The organism is Pantoea sp. 18069 (genome assembly GCF_902706035.1).
GTDB lineage: Bacteria > Pseudomonadota > Gammaproteobacteria > Burkholderiales > Burkholderiaceae_C > Comamonas.
Genome location: NZ_CACSJA010000069.1, coordinates 1 through 4,475 on the forward strand (window position 1 = coordinate 1; position 4,475 = coordinate 4,475).

A 4,475-nucleotide genomic window follows, 5' to 3' on the forward strand; every position below is an offset into this window, starting at 1 on the left:
CTGGTCTTCTTTCGCGCGCTTTCCAGCAGCGGCTTGATGATCTCGAATTGTTCACGACTGATGTCACTTGGATAGCTTTTTCTCACCCCCTGAGCTTCTCATACCTCAGAGACTTTGAACACGTTCTTAGCGGTTGACGGAGAAGGAGCCGATCAGGACATCAGGCGCGGCCGGCTGGCCTTCGGCTGCGGCGAAGCTGTCGCGAACCACGTTGGCAAATTCCTCGGCCATTTCCTCGTCGTGGATCTCTTGACCCAGGATGGCCAGGGAGAAGGTGGGCGCGCGCTCGCTGGTGATGATCGAGACGCGCACATAGAACTTGCGGGCCTGCAGTTCCTTGTAGGGCTGGATTTCCATCATCAGGTAGGCGGGCAGCACAGCGTCGGCGCGTCCGGTGCGCGCCTTCACGCTTTCCAGTTCGCTGCGCTCGGCAGACAGGGATTCCACGTTGGTGGTGGAATTGTTGATTTGCTCGATGCTCACGCTGCGCACTCCGGCCACGACATGCGCGATGTTCAGGACCTGGGAATCCGTGTCCAGCGGTTTGACCAGGTGTCGCCATTCTTCCAGCCACTCGGCCAGTTCTTTTTGGCTGCGATGGCGGCCGGTCAGCACTCCCAGCGCGGCATACGGCGCGGTCTTGCGCAGCTTGACCACTGCGGTGTTGTCGCCGTGGCCGGGGCGATCGGCACCGCCCTGGTTCAGCACGGCCTTGGCTGCCATTTCTTCGGCGTTCACGTAGATGCTGCAGCCGTCCTCGCGATGCTGGCCCACGTAGCGCGCGAAGTCATCCACGTAGGGGGTGTTGAAGCTGTTGCGCGCGCGGCGGCGCTGGTGCAGGTATTGCTCCAGGTCGACCATCTTGAAGTCTTCGTGGAAGATGGCCAGGGGCTCGCCGGCGGTCAGGGAATGCTGGAGAGCCAGGTTGCTGGTGCTGGTGGCTTCGGACTGGGTGACCTGCTGGATGGCGGATTTGTCGAACATGGGAACCTTTGGAGAGGGAGAAACAAAAAAGCCCGCGCGGTGTACGGCGGGCTTTCGGGGTCAGCGCTTCAGTAGCTGGCGCTGGGCGGTTGGGTGTTGCCAGGGGGGAGCAGCGACATCTGGGCCTCGGGCATGATCGACAGCTTGCCGAACTTGCCCACATGCATGACGGTCTCGCGGGACACCTTTTCGCCCGCTTCGCCGTCCATGGTGGGGCGCTGGAACTTGAGGGAATGTTTGATCGCCACCTGGTGGGTCTTCTTGATGCGCGAGAAGTCCAGTTCCAGGGTGATCTTTCCCTTGCGGTCGTGGTCGATCACCGAACTGGCGACTGAGCCCAGCGCGCGGGCCAGCATCAGCAGGTACTGGCCGCCGTCGAACTCACCCAGCACTTCAGCGGGTTCGTTGACGATGCTCGAGCCGTTCGCGGCCGCGATGGCTGGGGTGACTTTTTCGCCCTCGGGCGCGGTGGCCGGCCTGCTGCCGGGCGGGGTGGTCATGGACATCGAATCTCCAGGTGGGAACGAAAAAATGCCCGCTTGGAGCGGGCGGGCGGGCGGTGCTGGTGCTCACGGGATGAGCATCGGCGGTTGGGGGCTGCCGGATCCTGCGCAGTTGCTCAAAGGCGAATGGGTGGGGCTGTCGCCAAAGCAGGTCGATCATCTGCTTCGCGGGTATTTCTCCTGGGCCGCGTCGGCGGTGACCACGGCGACGGACTATGCAATCCGCCCGGCGCTCGATCGTGGCGACCGCCCGGCCATGCGCCTCAAGGATGTGTTTCTGGCCGGCAACTTCGCCGAGAGTCTGCCGTCGGGAAGTAGCCGATATGTGAGCGCGATGTACGAGCAATCGCGCGATGTCGAGCAAGCCTATGCCTCATATCGGGATGCGCTGGCGCGTGGCGATACCACGGGGGCGGCAGACATCATGGCAAGCGATGGGGACAAGATTCGAAGCCGGGGGGCGGTGAACACCGCCACCAAGCTTCTGAGTCAGCTCAATCAGCAGGCCAAGAAGATCGAGGCCAGCACTGCGATGGATGCCACTGAAAAGCGGCAGCAACTGCAGCGCATTGAGCAGCGGCGCCATGAGCTTGCGCGCCGAGTGATGGGTGCTGGCGCTACTTGAGAGATTTCCAGGCGAATTGCACAAAGGAAACCAGGAACACCACGACAACGATCCAACGCACAAATGGGATGAATAGCGCCGCCAGCCCAAAGGCGGTACATCCCAGCACACATTTGCGGCCCTTGGCCACGCTCTCCTTGTAGCCGTCATTGATGTTCACGTAGCAGAAGAACAGGTAGAAGAAGAACGCTATGCCGAAGGCATCCACCTGGCCGTCCGTAGCGATGGTGTTTTGCCAACTGGCCATGGCAGCAGCGGGAAGTGCGACGAGCAGGGCAGCGATTTTGCGCATGCGGCATTACAACTCAGATCCTGCCATCTTCGTGGACGGAGTGGATTCTGGAAGAAGGTTCACCATAGAGCATGGCCGTGGATGGGCGTTGTGGTGATGGGATCGCAAGGGAGGCTTAGGTGCAAGCAAGCCATCGACGGTAGCAAGAGCAGCAGTTTGTTGGCAAAAAAACCGGTGTCTGCGTGAAATATTTGGCTTTTCATCCGGATGTGAATGTGGGAGAATGGATTTTTATCCACATGTTGAGGTAATTTTATGGATGTTCGGTACGCTTTCTGGAACAACAAAGGTGGCACAGGAAAGACAAGTCTGGCTTTTCAGGCGATTGCTGGTTACGCCGAGAAGCACCCTAAACTCAGGGTGCTGGCTGTGGACATGTGCCCTCAAGCCAACCTTTCAGAGCTGATGCTTGGCGGTCTTAACAATCGCGGGAGTGAGAGGTTGCTGGAAATGCAGCATCAAACCCCGCGACGCACGATAGGGGGCTATTTCCAAGCGCGCTTACCGGCCCCGTATTCGATGCCGGCATTAACTGCCACGGATTTCATAACCAAGCCTAATAAGTTCAATCCAGGCATGCCAAATAATATTGATTTGGTGTGTGGGGATCCTCTTTTGGAGCTGCAATCTAACGCTGTCAATACGCTAGCGAACAACCAGATTCCAGGAACAAATGCTTGGATCCGAGTCATTGACTGGCTGAACGATTTGCTTGATCAGGTCAAGGATGACTACGACACAGTTTTCATTGATTGCAATCCGAGTTTCAGTATGTACACTCAGATTGCACTGTCCTCAGCGCAGCGGCTGGTATTGCCCGTGATGGCTGACGACTCATCGCGGCGCGCTTTGCAGAACGCGTTTTCATTGGTGTATGGTCTGCAGTTGCCTTCAGCGATCTACGCTGCCTATGCATTTGGCACAAAGCTCACCAACGAAGGTCGCCAGCTTCCGAAGGTTCACCTCATCGTGAAGAATCGTTTAACCCAGTATATGGGCGCCGCGTCGGCATATTCGGCGGTGCTTACCGCGATCGATACTGATATACAGGGGTTGTTGAAGACGAATCCTCAGATATTTGGTTTTACCAAAGCTCAAAAAGGTTTCGTTGAAGTACGCGATTTCCAGACGACAGGGGTGGTAGCGTTTGCCAAAGGCTTACCTTTTTCACAGCTTGCCACCGGTCGTCAAAGCGTCAATGGAAAACGCGTGGACGTGAAAAGTGACTATCTCAAAAATGCCAAATCTGCGATGGCAGGTCTAGTTGCGATGCTGTGATAGCTTAGCTCGAGCTGTCCACATCGTCGCTTGCGCAAAGGAAACGACGTGCCGTAAACCCCATGTCATGCGTGCCGAGACCGGTATGCATCAGCAGTCGGCCATCTGAGCCCCATGCGCAAGTAGCCCACCCCTCTAAGGTTCGACGTCATGCGCCCCAGTGGGAACACTGGCGGCCATGGCTTCCAAACCCCTTTCGATAGGACCCTTCCCCCAGGGCATGAACAACCGCCTTCCTGACTCCCAGCTCAAGCTGAGCCAGGACGAGGGCGGTGGCCAACTGCTTCGTGAGGCGGTCAATGTCGATGTGACCGCGCGCGGCACGCTAAAGCGCCGCGCGGGCGCATGCGGGCCTGAACTGCCATTCCGGCTGGGCGCCGCGCGGCGGGGCCTACATGCTCTACGCCGATGCGGGCGACCTGTTCCGCTTGGACTTCAAGCCTGATGGCACTGCAGCGCGCGAGCAGATCGCCGCCGGCTACGGCCGCGCCACGCCCGTGGTGTTCGCCGAGGTCAACGAGGCGGTGTACTTCACTGACGGCCTGCGCGTGGGCTCTTACCATCATCCCTTTCAAGGTCTTTTCCTCGAAGCCTGTTTAAGCACACGAGCAGTGGAGACATGTGAGCGGGCGATGCGGCCATCGACATAGCCTTTGGCCTGAGCAACCTTGGGCTTGCGCTTGGAGGTCGCCAACTGCTTGGGACTCATGCGCCCAGCCAGAAGTAGCAGGCGTTCGAGCAATTGCCGGGGCTCGTCATCGGCGCGCGGCAGTTGCTCAGGTGGCAGCAGGCG

General features: G+C 58.8%; 7 protein-coding genes and 1 pseudogene. 3 read left to right on the forward strand and 5 right to left on the reverse strand.

Features of this window, described 5'->3' with window-relative positions; genetic code table 11:
* From GVL12_RS25445 to GVL12_RS25455, 3 genes are all read right to left on the reverse strand, one after another.
* A partial coding sequence (locus GVL12_RS25445; RefSeq protein WP_368855041.1) for a transposase occupies positions 1 to 86 on the reverse strand: 86 nt, incomplete at its 3' end.
* Positions 87 to 126: 40 nt separating this feature from the next.
* Complete coding sequence (locus GVL12_RS25450; protein ID WP_159918348.1) at positions 127 to 984, reverse strand: DUF2303 family protein; 858 nt, start codon at positions 982 to 984, stop codon at positions 127 to 129.
* Between the two features lie 68 nt (positions 985 to 1,052).
* Positions 1,053 to 1,490, reverse strand: a complete 438-nt coding sequence (locus GVL12_RS25455; RefSeq protein WP_159918349.1) for a hypothetical protein — start codon at positions 1,488 to 1,490, stop codon at positions 1,053 to 1,055.
* Between GVL12_RS25455 and GVL12_RS25460 the strand changes: the two genes are divergently transcribed.
* Positions 1,483 to 2,112 (forward strand): hypothetical protein, encoded by a 630-nt coding sequence (locus GVL12_RS25460; RefSeq protein ID WP_159918350.1) that lies wholly within the window; start codon positions 1,483 to 1,485, stop codon positions 2,110 to 2,112. The two genes, GVL12_RS25455 and GVL12_RS25460, sit on opposite strands and share 8 nt — an antisense overlap.
* On the opposite strand, the gene GVL12_RS25465 is transcribed toward GVL12_RS25460, so the two are convergent.
* Positions 2,105 to 2,404: a hypothetical protein gene (locus tag GVL12_RS25465; RefSeq protein WP_159918351.1), complete on the reverse strand. Its 300-nt coding sequence runs from the start codon at positions 2,402 to 2,404 to the stop codon at positions 2,105 to 2,107. The two genes, GVL12_RS25460 and GVL12_RS25465, sit on opposite strands and share 8 nt — an antisense overlap.
* Positions 2,405 to 2,659: 255 nt before the next feature.
* Here GVL12_RS25465 and GVL12_RS25470 point away from each other — a divergent pair, with 255 nt between their 5' ends.
* Together GVL12_RS25470 and GVL12_RS25475 are read left to right on the forward strand one after the other, a co-directional pair.
* A complete protein-coding gene (locus GVL12_RS25470; protein ID WP_159918352.1) occupies positions 2,660 to 3,682 on the forward strand; it encodes a ParA family protein in 1,023 nt (340 codons plus the stop codon).
* 395 nt (positions 3,683 to 4,077) lie between these two features.
* Positions 4,078 to 4,332 carry a hypothetical protein gene (locus tag GVL12_RS25475; protein ID WP_159918353.1) on the forward strand — a complete coding sequence of 85 codons (255 nt, stop codon included), beginning with the start codon at positions 4,078 to 4,080 and terminating at the stop codon, positions 4,330 to 4,332.
* Here the strand turns inward: GVL12_RS25475 and GVL12_RS26800 are convergent.
* Positions 4,254 to 4,475: pseudogene (locus GVL12_RS26800) on the reverse strand (IS4 family transposase); the annotation flags it as partial. The gene GVL12_RS25475 and the pseudogene GVL12_RS26800 overlap by 79 nt on opposite strands.

Bases quoted from the DNA above. Each gene is read 5' to 3' on its own strand.
- GVL12_RS25450 (WP_159918348.1), bottom strand. From the start codon at position 984: ATGTTCGACAAATCCGCCATCCAGCAGGTCACCCAGTCCGAAGCCACC.
- GVL12_RS25460 (WP_159918350.1), top strand. From the start codon at position 1,483: ATGGACATCGAATCTCCAGGTGGGAACGAAAAAATGCCCGCTTGGAGC.
- GVL12_RS25455 (WP_159918349.1), bottom strand. From the start codon at position 1,490: ATGTCCATGACCACCCCGCCCGGCAGCAGGCCGGCCACCGCGCCCGAG.
- GVL12_RS25465 (WP_159918351.1), bottom strand. From the start codon at position 2,404: ATGCGCAAAATCGCTGCCCTGCTCGTCGCACTTCCCGCTGCTGCCATG.
- GVL12_RS25470 (WP_159918352.1), top strand. From the start codon at position 2,660: ATGGATGTTCGGTACGCTTTCTGGAACAACAAAGGTGGCACAGGAAAG.
- GVL12_RS25475 (WP_159918353.1), top strand. From the start codon at position 4,078: ATGCTCTACGCCGATGCGGGCGACCTGTTCCGCTTGGACTTCAAGCCT.